General features: G+C 34.7%; 14 protein-coding genes and 1 other RNA gene. 4 read left to right on the top strand and 11 right to left on the bottom strand.

Going from position 1 to position 17,143, the window contains the following annotated elements:
- Positions 1-6: 6 nt before the first annotated feature.
- The 9 genes from CYAN10605_RS17765 to CYAN10605_RS05235 all read right to left on the bottom strand — a co-directional run bounded on the left by CYAN10605_RS17765 (position 7) and on the right by CYAN10605_RS05235 (position 6,997).
- Positions 7-1,719: a 2OG-Fe(II) oxygenase gene (locus CYAN10605_RS17765; protein ID WP_015218904.1), complete on the bottom strand. Its 1,713-nt coding sequence runs from the start codon at positions 1,717-1,719 to the stop codon at positions 7-9.
- 31 nt (positions 1,720-1,750) lie between these two features.
- Positions 1,751-2,386, bottom strand: a complete 636-nt coding sequence (locus tag CYAN10605_RS05270) for a 2OG-Fe(II) oxygenase (RefSeq protein ID WP_015218903.1) — start codon at positions 2,384-2,386, stop codon at positions 1,751-1,753.
- A 13-nt stretch (positions 2,387-2,399) separates the two neighbouring features.
- A complete protein-coding gene (locus CYAN10605_RS05265) occupies positions 2,400-3,860 on the bottom strand; it encodes an MBL fold metallo-hydrolase (RefSeq protein ID WP_015218902.1) in 1,461 nt (486 codons plus the stop codon).
- A 156-nt stretch (positions 3,861-4,016) separates the two neighbouring features.
- Complete coding sequence (locus CYAN10605_RS05260; RefSeq protein WP_015218901.1) at positions 4,017-4,349, bottom strand: Nif11-like leader peptide family natural product precursor; 333 nt, start codon at positions 4,347-4,349, stop codon at positions 4,017-4,019.
- A gap of 116 nt (positions 4,350-4,465) precedes the next feature.
- Entirely contained in the window at positions 4,466-4,804 is a 339-nt protein-coding gene (locus CYAN10605_RS05255) for a Nif11-like leader peptide family natural product precursor (RefSeq protein WP_015218900.1), read from the bottom strand.
- A gap of 126 nt (positions 4,805-4,930) precedes the next feature.
- On the bottom strand, positions 4,931-5,278 hold the full coding sequence (locus CYAN10605_RS05250) for a Nif11-like leader peptide family natural product precursor (RefSeq protein WP_015218899.1): 348 nt from the start codon (positions 5,276-5,278) through the stop codon (positions 4,931-4,933).
- 126 nt (positions 5,279-5,404) lie between these two features.
- Positions 5,405-5,755, bottom strand: a complete 351-nt coding sequence (locus CYAN10605_RS05245; protein WP_015218898.1) for a Nif11-like leader peptide family natural product precursor — start codon at positions 5,753-5,755, stop codon at positions 5,405-5,407.
- A 128-nt stretch (positions 5,756-5,883) separates the two neighbouring features.
- Entirely contained in the window at positions 5,884-6,237 is a 354-nt protein-coding gene (locus CYAN10605_RS05240; RefSeq protein ID WP_015218897.1) for a Nif11-like leader peptide family natural product precursor, read from the bottom strand.
- 403 nt (positions 6,238-6,640) lie between these two features.
- Positions 6,641-6,997, bottom strand: a complete 357-nt coding sequence (locus tag CYAN10605_RS05235) for a Nif11-like leader peptide family natural product precursor (RefSeq protein WP_015218896.1) — start codon at positions 6,995-6,997, stop codon at positions 6,641-6,643.
- Positions 6,998-7,505: 508 nt separating this feature from the next.
- Here CYAN10605_RS05235 and CYAN10605_RS05230 point away from each other — a divergent pair.
- The 4 genes from CYAN10605_RS05230 (at position 7,506) to ssrA (ending at position 15,163) form a co-directional block, all read left to right on the top strand.
- A complete protein-coding gene (locus tag CYAN10605_RS05230; RefSeq protein ID WP_015218895.1) occupies positions 7,506-10,862 on the top strand; it encodes a type 2 lanthipeptide synthetase LanM family protein in 3,357 nt (1,118 codons plus the stop codon).
- A gap of 147 nt (positions 10,863-11,009) precedes the next feature.
- Entirely contained in the window at positions 11,010-12,203 is a 1,194-nt protein-coding gene (locus CYAN10605_RS05225; RefSeq protein ID WP_015218893.1) for a cupin domain-containing protein, read from the top strand.
- A 1,019-nt stretch (positions 12,204-13,222) separates the two neighbouring features.
- Complete coding sequence (locus CYAN10605_RS05220; RefSeq protein WP_015218892.1) at positions 13,223-14,341, top strand: branched-chain amino acid ABC transporter permease; 1,119 nt, start codon at positions 13,223-13,225, stop codon at positions 14,339-14,341.
- A 433-nt stretch (positions 14,342-14,774) separates the two neighbouring features.
- Positions 14,775-15,163, top strand: a transfer-messenger RNA (tmRNA) gene (gene ssrA, locus CYAN10605_RS18100).
- Between the two features lie 62 nt (positions 15,164-15,225).
- Here ssrA and CYAN10605_RS05215 read toward each other — a convergent pair.
- Both CYAN10605_RS05215 and CYAN10605_RS05210 read right to left on the bottom strand, forming a co-directional pair.
- Positions 15,226-16,071, bottom strand: coding sequence for a prohibitin family protein (locus CYAN10605_RS05215; RefSeq protein ID WP_015218891.1), 846 nt, complete (start codon positions 16,069-16,071; stop codon positions 15,226-15,228).
- Positions 16,072-16,261: 190 nt separating this feature from the next.
- On the bottom strand, positions 16,262-17,122 hold the full coding sequence (locus CYAN10605_RS05210; protein WP_015218890.1) for a branched-chain amino acid ABC transporter permease: 861 nt from the start codon (positions 17,120-17,122) through the stop codon (positions 16,262-16,264).
- Positions 17,123-17,143 lie beyond the last annotated feature (21 nt).

The following is a 17,143-nucleotide window of genomic DNA, read 5'->3' as shown; positions in this document are numbered from 1 at the left end:
TAATGGTTAATTTTTTCTCCAAATCCAACCATTGACGGTAAAACGACTGTGGGCAAAATCTTGAGAAGGGCAATTTACTGGCCTTACTTCGTGCATATATTGACTAAGAAAAAAGACGATACTATTATTAATAGGCTCAATAGTTTTAATACTATCTGGTTTTAAATTTTCGGGGCTGGTGCTGTTGTAAATTTTTAATTCACCTCCTGTAAATGGTTGTGGTTCTTGACACAAATAATATACAAATGTAAGCACTCGTCCTGAGCTTTCTAGTGTGCCGTTATCGTTATGAAGTTTGAAGTAATTATGATCATTATGGGCTGTAATTTGAGCTTCTATGTGGGCAACAGGAAAGGGCGGAATGCCTAGTTTATCTATCACATCAGGTAAAATGGAGGAGATGCGATCGCGCATTATAGTTTCCCATTCAGGGAAATCAAATAATACTGAAGAAAGACGATAATTTTCTTCTTTCCTGCCTAAATTTTGATAATCTTCATGAAGAGTAGCTGATTGAAATTGATTTTTATTACGAATAATAAAGTTTAATAATTGTTTATTTTCTTGTTCGGACAGAAAATTATTTATCTGAATACTATTATTTTTAAATTCCTTTGATTTTTGTATTCTTTGCTGATCAATTAGAGTATTCATTACCGCTAAATAGGCTTTAGCTTCTAAACATTTATTCTCCTGATAAACTACTTTTATATGATGCAAACTTTTAAAGAAAATTCTTTGATATTGAGAGCCAATTAAACTCGACAATTTAGATAAGTTTTTGGGCCATAATTCAGGGTAATCTTTCTCTCTTATATATCCCGTATAATTGAGTAAAGCATCTTTTTTTTCTGGAATTACTAACCCTTTTTCTAATAAATATTCTAAAAATAATTGCCATTTAGGGTTAAGAGAAGGTTGTCTTTCTAAATAACATTCTAAACCAATTTTAGGAGCTATTTCGCTCCCTATATCTATATCTAAATCGATGCGATCGCAGTATTGAGCTAAATCATTTAAAAGACTTTTTAATTCATTAACAGAACCAATCCAACCAATTTTTTGTAAAAATTCAATAACTTTTGTGTGAGAAATATCACGGATACAAACCCGAATAAAATCGCTTTCCCTTGCTAACATTAAACCTATTTGAAAAACATAAGCACCAGAAGGCAATGATTGTAAACAAGTTAATAATTTTGCCTGAATTTCAGGATTAATGGATTTTCCCCTTAACAAATTTAAAGCCGTATCACAAACCCACTTAATCGCCTCATCCGCTTGATTAGCATAAATAGCTTGAGGAGCAAAAAAACAACTGGGAATCGGGATATTATCTAGTGTCTCATCAATATCAAATTCTAACCAAATATTATTAATTTTCTCCGATAAAATCGAACCCTTATCATTCCATAATTGACCAAAAATATTAACATTTTTCCAAACAGGATGAATTAACAAATTTTCCGATAATTGAATAGAATATTCTTTATCCCCTAATACTTTTTTTCCTGTTTCTGTAGCATCTGCACACAAAAGAAAATCACAATGAGCTTTTGGTGTTCCTAAACGAGATTCAAAGCCAAAAAAAGTAGTTAAAGCACTAGGAAGATATTGAGCAACTTTACTAATATTTTGCCAATTATTCTCATCAATAATATCAGTAGAAATAGTTGGTCTAATTAAATTAATATAATCATTTAAAGAGTTTTTAATCATAATTTTAAAAAATAAATAATAAAAAACTATATTATTCTTGACTTGATTTAATATCAAGATCTGGAATTTTTGTTAGTCTTTCTGGCGGTAAATTATACTGCTCACAAATTAAACTTATTCTTGGTTGAGAGCTAGTTACAGAATTGACAGAATGAAGTAAATTACCAATAAAATAAATTAAATTATTTCTCTGGGGTTTTATCTTTGCTACTTGTTTATTTTCTGATTCTAAAATTAATTCTCCTCCTCGCAAATCATCGGGTATTTTTACATATAAAACACTAACTAATTGAGGAACAAGCATAACCATTTCATAGGAAGAAATACTGCAATCAATATGGGGATCAACTCGACTACCGTTGTCTAAAATTAGGGCATTGAGATAGAACGCATTACAAGGCCTTTTTAAGGCAGTGTTTAAGTAAGTTTTAAAAAAAGGAAATTCCGTTTCTACTTTGTCAATACTGCTACTTTTAAAAACTACGGAAAAACCTCTAGTTTGTTCAAAATTTTCACTTAGTTGATTTTTTGCTAAGTAAGGAGATGATAGAATTGATTTTTCTAATTGTTCAAGATAATCAATAGAGAATAAATCTGATCTTTGAGCGTAATATTTAGGCTCTTTTTTCGGACTTAAAAAATTAGCAATAGTTTTACTTCTGCTCATATTAACTAATTATCTAAAGATTGATAAAAATGTTTTCTTCTATTTTGCTTGTGCCATTAATTACAAATTGATCCCCTATTTTCCACGGGATAACTTGAGTAAGACAATCTAAATTATGCAATTCTTCTTTTACGTCTTTAATTAAAGTAGCATCATGGATTCCTGACTCTCCCAATTCTGCCCAACTGTCTGCATAAGGTAAGCAATATTTTGCCCCAACAATTGAACAAATTTTAGCAACTCCTTGAGGTCCTAAAAGGGCGATATGTTCTCCTTCTTTTTTATTGGTAACAGAAAAAATTTGAGGATTACTGAGCAAATTGGCGACAATATCTATTCCCCACCCTGATAAATCAGTACCAATGGAGTTATAAGACAAGGGTTGAAAATTGCTGAGGACATGATCCAATGTGCCAAATTTTTCTTTGACATATTCTGCGACTTCTGCCATGGTTCCCATATCGTCATCGCCAGAATCGATTAAAAACCAAGATTTATAGTATTCCGTGTTAATTAAGTAAGTATTTCCCCAGTTGCGCAAATCAGGGTGTTTTGGTTGGTTAAATTCCGGTACTAAAGGTTGTTCGCCATAGAAGGGTAATACATTAATTTCTATATCCCCCACTAAAATCGTTTCTGCATACCAATCAACAGCCATAACATTAGTAAATCCTAAACTTTCAAGTCTGGCTTTCATGTCTTCGCACATAATTGATCCCCTTGGCACTTTTGGTACAATGATGGGAATTTCTGGGGGAAACATCATCAAAGTGGGATAATGCCAATGATCATAGTGGGGATGAGAGATCAAAATAGCATCAACATTGTCACCCAACATGGCACGACTAATATCTTTTTTCAGGTTGGGAATGCCATAGTTAGAGTGAAGATGAGGATCTACTAAAATACCTGTGGTTTTGGTGCGGTAAAGTAGGGCGGCGTGTTGCAAACGAAAAACTCCCGGAGTTTTTAATTCAAGGGATTTTGGTTGATTGGGTTTATTTTGAACTACTTTTGTATTGATTAATTTATCTAAAAAGTCGATCATGGGTTGTTCGAGTTGCCCACAGATTTGCTCATAGGAGAGATTGGATTGACCACACAGATAAAATAATTTATGAATTGCGGGTAAGGTGGATTGATCATAAATTATTTCTGAGCCATATTTTTCTAAGAATAAAGGATAGCGGGTGTTCCCGTATTGCAAAGACAGGATCGGACTTTTTTCAGGAAACAAAAATTGTTCTTTAAGAGAAAAGGTTTCTGCTGGATTATCTAATTCAAACTCAAAAAGTTTTTCTGCTATTTTATGATGCTTTTTTGCACCGATGACAATAGCTTGATCTAGGCTGTTTAATTGGACAAATTGATTGAGTATTTCTTGAATAAAGGGTTGAATTACATAACAGAGGCGATCGCAACTGTTGAGAGCAAGAATTTGAGAACCGTTGGCGAAGGAAATTGCACTGTCCATAATATCAGAAAAGGTATTTTAAAACTCTTTAATAAAGTTTTGTGAGAAACAATAAATATTTGTTGGGTAAATTTAATTCTTATTAATAGATAAAACTTCCAAAGTACCGAAATACCCCGGAAGTCTATAGTTTTTAACTATGATGAAAAGGTATTTCTACCATTTAATTTTGGGAATTAATGCGGAGAAGATAGTGGAAGCAGCACCGATCGCAGCTACAGTAATTGCAACTACTTCACCACCAGCAACAGCCTCTAATTCTTCATCGGTTAACTCACCAGATTCTTGACGCTCGACAGCTTCTTCTTGACGTTTTTGAATTTCAGCCCATAATTCCTCTGGTGTAATGTCATAACCATACTCGTTAGCTAGTTTGGCGGCATCTTCACGGTCATTTTCTGAAGTTTCGAGAATTGTTACTAATCTTTGTTGTAACTGCTCGTTTTCAGGAACTGCATCGAGGAATTGAACTACGGCTTCTTGACTCATTTTGTTACCTCCCCTAAGGGTTTTTACGTAAGTTTATTAAAACTTTAAAAACGATGATAAATACTGGAGAGGCGATCGTCAATAGATAAAAGTTCTGAAAAGTTCGGTACTTTTTCCTACCATTTAATATTAGGAATAGCAACACCAGCAGTGACCGAAGCGGCAAAACTAGCGGCGGTGATAAGAACGCTTCCCACCACAAACTCTCCCCCAGCTACGGCTTCTAATTCTTCATCGCTCAATTCTCCAGACTGTTGACGGGCTAAAGCATCATTTTGTCTTTTTTGGATTTCTGCCCAAAGTTCATCGGGAGTAAATTCATAATTTTTAGAGTTAGCTAAATCAGTAACTGCTTGACGATCATTTTCAGCTTCTAGGGCTGTGGCAAGTTCTTTCTGCAACTCTTCATCAGTTTGAACTTTGTCTAAGAAAGCCTCTACTGCGGCTATGCTCATGATTAAATCTCCTAAAAACTTTAACTGTTAATAATGAAAATCAACATTTGATTGTTGAATATATAAATAGGTGGCAAAAAAAGATGAAAAACCTATTAATCTGGATAAATGGCAGGTCAAAAACCTTTACCATTTTATTTTGGGTGCGATTCCACCACCAATTGTCCATCCAAGACCAGCCGCTCCAACAACGGTGGCAACTACTGCAGTAGCAACGAACTCACCACCTGCAACGGCTTCCAATTCTTCATCTGTTAATTCTCCAGCCTCTTGACGGGCTTCCAAATCCTGTTGACGTTTTTGGATTTCTGCCCAGAGTTCATCGGGGGTAATATCATAACCGTATTCATTCGCCAATTGAGCGGCATCTTCACGATCATTTTCTGAAGATTCGAGAATAGCAACTAATTTTTGCTGTAGTTCTTCATTTTCAGGAACAGCTTCCAAAAACTGTATAGCAGCTTCTTGACTCATTATTCTTCCTCGATATAATGTTAAGTGAATATTACTAATGTAGATTATTAGCAATCCATGGGTACATACTAGAAACTATTTCTATGGGAGTCAATAGAGAAAAGTTCAGAAAAGTTCAGTATTTTGTTACCATTTAATTTTAGGAGCTAGTATTCCCACAGCGATACTGCCACCAACAGAAACAGTCATAGCAACAGTTGATGCGATCGTTGCTACAAGTAGTTCTCCTCCAGCCACTGCCTCCAATTCCTCATCCGTTAATTCACCAGCCTCTTGACGGAATTTAGTTTCCTGTTGACGTTTTTGGATTTCTGCCCAGAGTTCATCGGGGGTAATATCATAACCATATTCATTAGCTAACTGAGCGGCATCTTCACGATCATTTTCCGAAGATTCGAGAATAGTAGCTAATTTTCTTTGTAACTCTTCATTTTGGGGAACTGCATCTAAAAAACTAATAACAGCTTCTTGGCTCATAATTTTCTACCTCTTTATTCACTAAATATATAAACGGAAAGGTACTACTGACAGAAAAATAACTGAACAGTAACACAGATATGAGAAATTTGAAATTCTCTATTGCCCACTCTTAAATTATTCAAGTCCTACCATTTTGGTTTCGGAAAAGGGTTTGAAATAGAACCCGGCATATTGTAAGTGTTTATTGTAAGAGGTTGAAAAATACCGACGGTGATGCTAGGAATAGAGCCTCCAGCAACACTTTCTAATTCTTCCTCGCTTAATTCTTCGCTTTCTGGGTTCTGTGCAAACTCTTCCTGCCGTTGTTTTGCTTCCTCCGACAGTTCTTCTGCCGTGACATCAAACCCGTATTCCTGAGCTAATTTAGCTGTTTCTTGGCGATGGTCAATGTCTTCTTGAAGAATGGAAACCAATTTTTGTTGTAGCTCATTATCTTCAGGAATTCTAGCGAAAAACTGCTCTACTGCTTCTTTACTCATTATTAGTCAGACTCCATATGAGAATGAAAATTGATGTTAATTAATTGTTTTGAAAAAACAACTATTACAGGCTAAGGCAATATAATTTTTATGAAACCACAAATACACAAAAGTTCATAAAAGTTTAGAAAACTTTAGAGTGTGGGTTAATCATGGTATGAAATGCACTGAAATTATGCCAAAAATTGAGACATCAAAATATTATCACTATTGCCTATTCCCCACCTAAATGAGAAATCATATACAAAATAAGCAACGCCAACTTTAGAATTTTTACTGGTCAAAAAATTTCCAAAATTAAACCGTCACTGAAAAGGAAAAACCTAAACAGCAACGGAAATATAATGAAACTAAAATTGTCTATCTATTGTGTCTGTTTATTCACCCGTGAATCATAAAACTCTTACCATTTTGGTTTAGGGAAAGGAATAGGTCCAGGACGTGGGGTTGGAAAAGGAAAAGTGCCTGGTATAGGCGAGGGGAAGCTAAAAGTACCGGGGAAAGATAAACCACCGGCAACGCTTTCTAATTCTTCCTCACTTAATTCTCCACTTTCCTGGCGCTGTGCAAATTCTTCCTGTCGTTTTTTGACTTCTTCCGAAAGTTCTTCGGCTGTAATATCAAATCCATATTCTTGTGCTAATTTAGCAGTTTCTTGACGATGATCAATATCTGCTTGAAGAATAGATACTAATTTTTGTTGCAGGTTATCATCTTCAGGAATTTTTGCAAAAAACTCTTCTACGGCTTCTTTGCTCATATTAGTTGACCTCTTGTAAAAATAAATTGGAAAATTTTTATGATTTTCGTTGACTTCAAGTAACTGTCATTAAGGTAATATAATTTTTCTTATAATGTCTATACATAAAAGTTCATAAAAGTTCAGGAATTTATTCATAGCTTGTGAACAAATATGGCATTCCTTTTATTAATGAGTTAAGCTGAACTCAAGATGAAAATATTACCTCATTTTAGTTTTTTATAGTTTCTATACCAAGTGATTTTATCGATAAAGTTTTATATATAACTATGTTATTTTCATAAAAATTAAATATTTTCAATGTTCATTATTATCAAAATATATTGATTTACTAATTGGTTTTTCTAAATAACAATTAACGTAAAATTGTTATATTAACAAATATCATAACCTAAAAAAAATATAAATATAAAGACAATTTTTTGATTAAATTTATTTTTTTTAAAAGGATAAAAAATAGTTAATAACTAAATAAAATAAGGAATAAATTTTTTAAATATTGCTACCTATGAAACTGGAAAATCATCATTTAGAAACAACATTGAGCTTTATTCAAAATCAAGCTAGTTCAATTAATGAAAGGTTAACTTATCATTGGATTCCCAATATTTCAAATTTCTGTCAATCTCAGGTAGAAGAAAATTTAAATTTATGGTGTCACATCGTAGCAAAAGGCAATAAAGAAAAATTTAAACAGCGTTTGGCTTTTGAAGGCTTCACATTAGATAAAATTTCATTGATTTTGGCTGAAGGAACTTTTTCTCCTGACACCCCTTTACCTGAATGGTTGATTACTCTAAAAAAAGTTATACAAAAAGCTGAAAATTTAGAATTATCGCAATTACCTGAGAATATTGTTAATTCGACTAAAATTCCTTTTGAGCCTATTTATACTCCCTTTATTCAAGTGGCTTGGGATAAATTACGTCAAAGAACAAAATCTACTTTAGATTTGTTAAATAATGATTCTTTGGTAGTTTTAGAACAACAGTTAATTAATCAACTTGCCTATCTTTGTACATCTGTTTTATTGGAAGAATTTAAAAATTTTCGTTCTTCAGGAAATGAAATGAAGGAGTTTATTTTAACTCAGATAAAAGAAAGTAAAAGTAATAATAAATATAAGCAATTTTTAGATAATTTACTATCAGATAATCTGATTTCTTTTTTTGAAAAGTATAGCGTTTTGGGAAAATTGAGTGCTATATTAATTAATTATTGGGTGGAAGCTAATCAAGAATTTATTACTAGGTTAAATAATGATTTACCAGAAATAGAAAGACTTTTTTCTTCGGATAAACCTTTGAAACAAGTTATTGATATTCAGGTTGGTTTATCGGATTCTCATGAAAGAGGAAGGTCTGTTATAGCATTAAAATTCGACACAGGACTAAAGTTAATTTATAAGCCTAGAAATATCCATCTTGATGTAAACTTTTACCAATTTTTAAACTGGTTTAATCAAAAGTCTAATCTTATACCTTTAAAAACAATTAAAATTATCCATCGTGATAATTATGGTTGGATTGAGTTTTTATCATCATTACCTTGTAACAGTGAGCAAGAGGCAAAAAATTTCTATTATCGTTATGGAATGTTGGTATGTCTTACCTATACTTTAGAGGGTTCTGATTTTCATTTTGAAAATTTAATTTCCCATGGTGATAATCCCATGTTGATTGATTTGGAGGGATTATTACAGCCACGAACTAAGGCAAATAACGATGATAATGGTATCAGTTTAACAGAAGGAGCAGAAAGTTCGATCCTGAAGGGATCTACTGCGCAGCACGCATCTACTGCATCTGTCGGAAAATTAATTCAAGAGTCTGTATTTCGCACTTTTTTGATACCAATTGAATATAGTTTTCTCAATGATGATGTCAATGTTAACGTTGGTGGATTGGCAGTAGAAGAAGAAAAGAAAATACAACAAATTGCAATTAACAATATAAATTCCGATGCCATGAATTTGGGCTTGAAGGAAGTAGTTTTTACACAGAGAAATAATTTACCAGTCCTGAATAATGCTATCCTTTCTCCTAAAGATTATTTAGAAGATATAGTTCAAGGATTTAAAGAAACTTATGAGTTTTTGCTGAAAAAGAAAAAGTTATTATTGAGTGAAGAAAGCCCTTTTTTATTGTTAAAAAATCAAAATACTCGTTATTTATTTCGCAACACAAACACATACAACACAATTTTATCTAATTCTTATCATCCTAGTTTACTTAAATCGGGTATCAAGCGAAGTATTGCCCTCGATGTTTTAAGTCGTGCTTTTTTAGGGATGAAAAATCCAGAGAAGTTATTACCCATATTAAGAACAGAATTAAGAGAAATGGAAGATTTAGACATTCCCTGTTTTACCTCCAATACTTCGATAAATGGGGTTTATGTGGGCAAGGGAGAAATGGTAGCAGATATGTTTGAAAAGCCCAGTTTTGAATCTTTGATGACTAGATTTGAAAATTTCAGTCATAAGGATTTAGAGCAACAAGTACAAATGATTCGTAGTGCTTTTTATGCCCAATTAGTTAAACAGCCTCAACCTATTTCTCTTATTTCTACTGATGACTACTCTCAAAAACAGAATTTATCTTTATCTGACTCTACTTCTTTGAATCAAGAGTTATTATTCAGGCAGGTAGTTAAAATTGCAGAAGATTTAGAAAAAAATGCGGTCGCACTAACCACTTCTTCAGAAGCCCAGAGAAACTCTTTGATGTCAACCGATGAAGGGATAACATGGCTCAGTTTAGAGTATCGAGCAAAAACTAATGGTTTCCGTTTCCCGGGGTTAAATCCGGGCTTATATGATGGTAATTCAGGAATTGCTCTTTTTCTTTCTGCCTTATATAAAATTACACAGGATGAGAGATGGAAAAATTTAACCGATAGAAGTCTCAAAACTATACAAAACAATATTCGACAACTAACGAAATATCCTAAAATTCAAGAAAGACTGGTCAAAAAAACGGGTATTAGTGGCACAAGGGGAATTTGCTCAATAATTTATTCCTTAGTTAAGATGAGCGAATTGTTACAAGAACCAATATTATTGGAAGATGCCCATAGTTTAACTGGGTTAATAACTCCTGATTTAATCAAAAAGTCTTCTTTTCCAATTATTGACGGGTTAGCCAGTTCCATTTTAGGTTTATTAGCACTATCGAAAACAGAATTAGCCTCAGCATCGATAAAATCTCATAGTTTGAAAATAGCGAAAGAGTGCGGAGAATATTTACTTCAATATCAACAAACAGATGATAAAAATATCAAAACAGGTTTCACTCACGGTTTAGCAGGTATTAGTTATAGTTTTTTCAGACTATTTGCCCTTACCGATGATAAACGTTTCTTGGAAGCAGGAAAACAAGCCCTTCAACAAGAGCAAAATTTCTTTTCACCTATAGACAAAAATTGGGCTAATGATTCTTCAGACAATGCAGTATTTAACGTTTCTTGGACAAATGGAGCTTCTGGGATAGCTTTAAGTCGTTTAGGTATTTCGCATATTTATAATGATAATTTGATTCAAGAGGATATAAATAACGCCCTAGAAACAACGCAAAAATATTGTTTTGGGGAAGTGGATAACCTTTGTTGGGGTAATTTTGGGCGCTTAGAAACTCTATTAGTTGCCTCTAAAAAATTAAACCAACCTTCATTATTAGAATTTTCCCATCAAGGGGTTAATTCTTTACTGAGTCGGGCAGAATCAGCAGGTAATTTTCAATTATTTTCTGGTTTACCTCCTTTGATTTTTAATCCTAGCTTCCATCACGGTAGTAGCGGTATTGGCTATCAATTACTGAGGTTTGCCCATCCAGATTTATTGCCATCAATTTTACTTTGGGAGTAGAATTCCAATAAAAATAATGAGGTAAAAACCTATGGATGACGGAACTAAATATGCAATCTTTTTAGTTATCTCTTGCTTGTTAATTATTGGCTTACTCTGGCTTCCTGATATTCTTCGTAAAGATTAAACTATTCTTTTTTTGAGATTATGTCTATAGATGATTTTGATTTTGCTAAACTAATTGCCCCCATTGATTTAAACACATTTATCAATGAATATTGGGAGAAAAAACCCTTAATTATTTCTCGTAATCAAAAAAACTACTATCAAGATTTACTCTCGGTAGAGGATTTAGACTCAATTTTACAATATAGTAAACTGAAACCCCCAGAGATACGGGTGGTGAAAAATCAACAGGATTTTCTCCCCGATAGATATGTTAAAGCTGATGGTAGTCTTAACCTTAATCAACTTTATAAAGCCTATTATGAGGATCATACTTTGGTTGTTAATGGCTTACAAAATTTTTGGAAACCTTTGGCGATTTATTGTCAAAAACTACAAAACTTTTTTAATCATGGGGTAATTGCAAATCTTTATCTATCTCCAAAAGACTCAAAGGGCTTATCCCCCCATTATGATACTCATGATGTCTTTGTTTTACAAGTGGATGGCTCAAAAGAATGGCAAGTGCATCAGTGTTTTCAACCTGTGCCTTTGTTGGGAAGTTTTCAACCGGTTATTCCTGAAAATAGTTTACCAAAATTATTACATACAGTTTGTTTACAACCGGGGGATTTATTATATTTACCCAGAGGTTTTGTGCATCATGCGGCTACTCAAGAAAGTTTTTCCCTTCATTTAACTTTAGGTATTTATCCCACTCAATGGCTTGATTTGATGGTTAATGCTTTAACAATGTTGGCATTGAAAAATCAAGATTTACGTAAGGCTTTACCTATTGGCTTTTTAGATAAGCCCGAAATGTTAGGAGAAATTAAGGAGCAATTCGATCAATTATTACAAACTTTTGCGGAAAAAAGTTCTATAGATGAGGCAATGGAATTAATTTATGATCAATTTATTCATAAAATTACCCCAATTCCTGACGGGCATTTTCAGCAAGTTAATTTGGTAGATGCGATCGCACCTGATACATTAGTAGTAAAAAGAGAGGGTATGAGATGCCGTATAGTTAAAAAAGGATTTTCCATCAGTATTCAATTCCCCGGAAATAGTATCAATGGAGGATTACATTATCGAGAGGCAATGGAGTTTGTAGCAAAACAAAAAGAACCATTTACCGCTCAAATGCTTCCCGATTCATTAAAGGAAGAACAAAAAACTCAGTTAATTAGTCGCTTAATTAGAGGGGGTTTACTAAAAACATTACAAGATTGAGCAGAAGGGGTGATAAGGGGATAGGGGGATGAGGGGAGAGGGAGAAACAACTAATGAATGAGTAATGAGGTGTCAGGTTTCAGGTTTCAGGTGTTAGGGAAAAGTAATAAGTGATGGTGCGATTCGTTCGCTAGAAACTAGATTTATAATCTAGGGGATTAGCGGCAATGTATCAATTTATTTAGTACATTGACAACTTAATCATCATGTAGGTGTAAATCCTACCCTCTTGATACTTGGAGTGAAAGCGTCTCCTGTTGCTGGAAAATTGGTAACTTTCTGGTGATGAGCGAGGAGAGAAGGCGGTATCTGATAGCCCCCATTGGAAACCCGCCAAGCAAGAACTTATGGATAGCGAAAGTCAAGATGTATCTGAACCATCGTTAATTACAAATAGCTAAAGAGGCTGTTAAGCTATGAACAAAATGTTAATGGAACTAGGGTAAATAATGTCGTTACGTTATTTACAAGTATCCCATATAGTTCTCGGTGGATAGCATCATCCTAACAGTTCAATCAATGATGATTAGGAACGAAGTAACCCTCAACGGTTCTGTGAAAACAGTAGGAAACCATCCATAAACCATTGAAGGGAGAGGATGTCTCTAAAAGCAAATGCTTTGGGTAACTCCAAAGATAGGCAGACAAGAGACGGATAACAAAGATGTTTGGGGATAAGTAATGGTGTTATGCTTTGGATACCCTTTTTGAGGTAAAAGATATAGCTGTGAAAACTCATCAAGCAAGGAAATAGACTAATTTCTGCTCATGTCAAGAGCTTTGTTATTCAGGAGCTGTATGCGGTGAAAGTCGCACGTACAGTTTTGAAGCAGAGTGCGAGAAGGTGACTTCTCGTTCGACTGTAACAGTTTTTAATTCTTAATTCTTAATTCTTAATTGAAATTTATTCACTATTCACTATTCACTATTCACTATTTATTGCCTGTTGCCTGTAAACTACCCTCACAAGTAAACTTAGATGCAAACTGACTCACTTATTTTTTTTACATGAGGTTAAAGTGGTTGAATATTTAGTCTTTTTAACAATTTCTGCGAGTTTATATAGTCTTTTTGCTCTTGGTTTGAATTTACAATGGGGTTTTACGGGGTTAATTAATTTTGGTCATGTAGCCTTTATGACTATTGGAGCTTACACGACTGTTTTGCTTGAGTCACAAGGAGTCCCTTTATTTTTAGCGGTAATAATTGGTGCTTTAGGGGCTTCTATTTTTGGCTTAATTATTGGTTTTAGTAGTATTAAGTTAAGAGAAGACTACTTGGCTATTGTCACTATTGGGGCTGGAGAATTAGTCCGTTTGATTGTTCAAAATGAAGAATGGTTAACCAAAGGAACTTTTGGTATTCAAGGTTATAATCTGCCTTTTGGTACTTTTAAGCCTAATCCCTTGGGAAAATTATTGATGGTTGCCATTCTCACAGTCTTAGCCGTGTTTGTGGTTTGGCGTTTATGGATTAATGTTCGTCAAAGGTTAAATTTAGCCAAAAACATTCAGGGAAAAAGTTATCAACCTCCCAGTTTATTAAGTACTTATGTTTGGGGTAGTCTAGCTTTTATTTTTATTCTTATCTGTTATATTAACGGTGCGATCGCACTTATGGACTATACTTATAAAGCCGGGTTAATGTTACTGATATTGATAACCTTGGCAGTGATTTACTATGGCTTAGATATTATCATTCATTCTCCTTGGGGGCGGGTGTTGAAAGCTATTCGGGAAGATGAGGAAGTTGCAAAGGCGTTAGGCAAAAACGTTTTTTGGTATAAATTACAAGCCTTTATGTTAGGAGGTGCGATCGCAGGTTTAGCTGGTGCATTTTACAGTTGGCAATTAACAACCATTTATCCCAGTAGTTTTGAACCTTTAATGACATTTAATGCTTGGATTATCGTTGTTTTAGGCGGTTCAGGAAATAATGCGGGAGTTATATTAGGAGCAATGATTTTTTGGGGATATGACTCCTTAACTCGATTTATATTTAGTAGTATGCCCTTTATTACTGCCTCTCAAGTTGGTGCATTTAGAGTCATGGTAATTGGTTTAATTCTTATGATTTTAATGATTTGGCGTCCTCAAGGCATTCTTGGCAGAAAAGGAGAACTTTCTCTGAGTAAATAACCTCAGTCCACCCGAGTGTGGGGTTCAGAAAAAGGTTACAGGTGTCAGGTAGCAGGTTTCAGGTTTCGGGGAATAATGAGTAATTATCAACTATTCACCCCAACACTAATTGCCATTGCCTATTCAGGGCTGTTTCATACTAAAATCTTTGTTTAAGAGGGAGTAATAAGTAACGAATAATGAGTAATGAGTTTTGATAATTTATTATGATTAATTGATTGTTTCAAGATTTTTTATTCTTACTTAAAATCTGCAAGTCAAAAATCCCCCCATCTCTCTCTCCCCTTATCTCCCGCTCTTTTTTCTTTCTCGAAAATGAAACAGCCCTGCATTCCCTATTGCCTTGTCTTAATTTCCAATTACTAATTGTTAATTACCTGTAGTTGACACTTTTAAATAAACAAGCTACGATAGAGATTAACAGGTCAGACAAGGGGCTGTAACGGCTTCGACAGGCTAGTGAAAGCTGACCCGTGATTCAGGTCGAGAGTGAGTCTCCTCTCGCAAATAAAAGGCTCAAAAAAAATGTAACTGCGAACAACATCGTTCCTTTTGCTCGTAAAGCAGCTCCTGTTGCTGCCTAAGACCTAAAACCGGTTCGAGCGCTTATAGTGTGACTCCGTTAAGCATTATAGGCAAACCCCAACGGATGCTCTTAAAGATGGTTTCTAGTCTGTCTTTGAGATAAGAAAACACTAGAAAATCCTACTGTCAGGGATAAGTGACAGTTCCCGCTCTGAGGATTAGATGAGCTAAACCTGTGAATGAGCGAAAAGTAAATAGCTAGTTTGGACAGCAGTTCGACTCTGCTCAGCTCCATAACTAAGAAGGGTGTCAGTAAAACTGTTACTGACCCCTTTTTTAATGGCTATATCAACATGAAATTATCTTTCCAGTTCATTGAGATTAAAAAGAAAAGGAATTCCACCACCGTTACTATCTCCACCCATAACAAGAACTTTAGGCATTTGAGCCCCTCCTTCTTTCCAGGCTTCGATCGCTTCTTTCTTCAATACTAGGTCTCCTCCTTGAGCTTTTAAAGTTTCTGCTAAGAGTCTTTGAGCCTCGGCTTTACCTTTTGCCCGATTGATGTCCGCCTGTGCTTGTTGTTCAGCCTCTTTGGCTACATAAACCGCTCTTTGTGACTTTTGTTCAGCGATTTGTTTTTCTTCTACCGCCTTAGCAAATTCAGGGGAAAAGTTTAAGTCCACAACACTGGTGTCAAGAACAATAATACCATATTTTTCTAAACGCTCATTTAAGGCATTATCAAAATCATCTTTTAACTGATTACGTTGGGTGATAGCTTCTTCAACAGTACGCCTAGCGGCGGCAATTTTGAAAGATTCCTGAGTTTGAGGAGCGATAATTTTAGCGACAATATTTTGCAAAGTTCCCTGAGTTCTTCTAATATTAACTACTTGAATGGGATCAAGGCGGAAGTTAATGGCAAAACTAGCACTTAGTTCCTGTAAGTCTTTTGTCGAACTTTGAGCAGGGACTTCAAATTTCTGTACAGTGACATCATAAACATCAACGTTGGAAACTAAAGGGGGTTTAAAGTGGATACCCTCTAATAATGCTCCATCTTGGGCTTTTCCCAGAATACTTAATACACCAGCTTGTCCGGGGTTGATAATAATAAAGGAATTAAAACCAATAAAAACAATTAAAGCGGCAAGAATTCCGCCTATTAAAGTTGAAATATTGCCTGTAGTTTGACGATCCAATGTTTTTCTCCAAATATATTAGTTTTGTCAAATCAGGTTCATTTTAACATCTCACCCATGGGGACAGTTTTCAGGTTTCAGGTGTTAGGGTTCGGAAAGTTCACTCAAGCACTCATACATTCCCTTCAGTCGTAAACGGAGTTCAGAGTTAGAAGTTATTAATTATTCACTATCAACTATTCACTATCAACTATTTACCGAAAATGCCTTGAGGTCTTACTAACAAAATTACAATCATAATCAGTAAAGCAACACCGAGCTTATATTCTGAACCCACGATAAAAACACTCAATTCTTGTGCCACACCAATAATCAAACCACCTGCGATCGCACCATAAATATTACCAATGCCCCCTAAAATCACAGACGCAAAAATAGGTAAAATCAAAAACCATCCCATATTAGGACGCACTGCAGTAATTAATCCATATAATCCCCCTCCCGTGGCGGTAAGTATTGCTGTTAAAACCCAAGTGAATAAAACTATCTGCTCAACATTAATCCCTGATACCCTCGCCAAATCAATATTATCTGCCACCGCCCTCATGCCTTTCCCCATTTTCGTTTTTTGCAGTACCAAATGAAGTCCCACTATAGCCAAAATAGTAACAATAATGACAATAAGACGATAATAAGCAATTTTTAAACCACCAAAATCGAGGGCTTCAACCAACGGTAAATCATAGTTTTGATTACTCCCCCCCCAAATGAACAAAATACCATTGCGCAGAAACAAGGCTAAACCGATGGATACAATAATTAAACTGGTACTACTGGCTTTTTGTTTTCTCAAAGGTTTCCATAATAGTTGTTCTCCTGCTAACATAATAAGTATTGTCCCCAAAAGTGCGATCGCCATTGACAACCAAATATTCAACCCAAAATGATTAATCCACCAAGTCAAATAAGCACCAACGGTCAAAAAATCACCATGAGCAAAATTAGACAGACGTAAAATTCCCATAGTTAGGGTTAAACCCACCGCCGCCAATGCAATAATACTTCCCACCGCTAAACCATTGAAAAGGGCTTGAAATATCGTTGAATCCATTAACCTTTAACCTTGTTAATT

This window comes from Cyanobacterium aponinum PCC 10605 (genome assembly GCF_000317675.1).
Lineage (GTDB): Bacteria > Cyanobacteriota > Cyanobacteriia > Cyanobacteriales > Cyanobacteriaceae > PCC-10605.
The sequence above is the reverse complement of the archived record's forward strand: the minus strand, read 5'-3'. Positions and strand labels throughout refer to the sequence as shown.

What these genes read in the sequence shown, in the direction of transcription:
- CYAN10605_RS17765 (WP_015218904.1), bottom strand. Translation starts at nt 1,719, where the DNA reads ATGATTAAAAACTCTTTAAATGATTATATTAATTTAATTAGACCAACT.
- CYAN10605_RS05270 (WP_015218903.1), bottom strand. Translation starts at nt 2,386, where the DNA reads ATGAGCAGAAGTAAAACTATTGCTAATTTTTTAAGTCCGAAAAAAGAG.
- CYAN10605_RS05265 (WP_015218902.1), bottom strand. Translation starts at nt 3,860, where the DNA reads ATGGACAGTGCAATTTCCTTCGCCAACGGTTCTCAAATTCTTGCTCTC.
- CYAN10605_RS05260 (WP_015218901.1), bottom strand. Translation starts at nt 4,349, where the DNA reads ATGAGTCAAGAAGCCGTAGTTCAATTCCTCGATGCAGTTCCTGAAAAC.
- CYAN10605_RS05255 (WP_015218900.1), bottom strand. Translation starts at nt 4,804, where the DNA reads ATGAGCATAGCCGCAGTAGAGGCTTTCTTAGACAAAGTTCAAACTGAT.
- CYAN10605_RS05250 (WP_015218899.1), bottom strand. Translation starts at nt 5,278, where the DNA reads ATGAGTCAAGAAGCTGCTATACAGTTTTTGGAAGCTGTTCCTGAAAAT.
- CYAN10605_RS05245 (WP_015218898.1), bottom strand. Translation starts at nt 5,755, where the DNA reads ATGAGCCAAGAAGCTGTTATTAGTTTTTTAGATGCAGTTCCCCAAAAT.
- CYAN10605_RS05240 (WP_015218897.1), bottom strand. Translation starts at nt 6,237, where the DNA reads ATGAGTAAAGAAGCAGTAGAGCAGTTTTTCGCTAGAATTCCTGAAGAT.
- CYAN10605_RS05235 (WP_015218896.1), bottom strand. Translation starts at nt 6,997, where the DNA reads ATGAGCAAAGAAGCCGTAGAAGAGTTTTTTGCAAAAATTCCTGAAGAT.
- CYAN10605_RS05230 (WP_015218895.1), top strand. Translation starts at nt 7,506, where the DNA reads ATGAAACTGGAAAATCATCATTTAGAAACAACATTGAGCTTTATTCAA.
- CYAN10605_RS05225 (WP_015218893.1), top strand. Translation starts at nt 11,010, where the DNA reads ATGTCTATAGATGATTTTGATTTTGCTAAACTAATTGCCCCCATTGAT.
- CYAN10605_RS05210 (WP_015218890.1), bottom strand. Translation starts at nt 17,122, where the DNA reads ATGGATTCAACGATATTTCAAGCCCTTTTCAATGGTTTAGCGGTGGGA.